At 56.1% G+C, this 488-nt stretch carries 1 rRNA gene; it reads left to right on the forward strand.

Annotation, left to right across the window (positions count from 1 at the left end):
• Window positions 1–488, forward strand: a 23S ribosomal RNA gene (locus GQF01_RS26445); the annotation flags it as partial.

Below are 488 nucleotides of genomic sequence, written 5' to 3' on the forward strand. Positions count from 1 at the left end.
ACAAGTCGAGCAGGGACGAAAGTCGGACTTAGTGATCCGGTGGTACCGAATGGAAGGGCCATCGCTCAACGGATAAAAGCTACCCTGGGGATAACAGGCTTATCTCCCCCAAGAGTCCACATCGACGGGGAGGTTTGGCACCTCGATGTCGGCTCATCGCATCCTGGGGCTGAAGTAGGTCCCAAGGGTTGGGCTGTTCGCCCATTAAAGCGGTACGCGAGCTGGGTTCAGAACGTCGTGAGACAGTTCGGTCCCTATCTGTCGCGGGCGTAGGAAATTTGAGAGGAGCTGTCCTTAGTACGAGAGGACCGGGATGGACGTACCGCTGGTGTACCAGTTGTCTCGCCAGAGGCATCGCTGGGTAGCTATGTACGGAGGGGATAAGCGCTGAAAGCATCTAAGCGCGAAGCCCCCCTCAAGATGAGATTTCCCAGTATGTAAGACCCCTTGTAGACGACGAGGTTGATAGGTTCGAGGTGGAAGTGCGG

This window comes from Paenibacillus silvestris, from assembly GCF_009882985.1.
GTDB lineage: Bacteria > Bacillota > Bacilli > Paenibacillales > NBRC-103111 > Paenibacillus_E > Paenibacillus_E silvestris.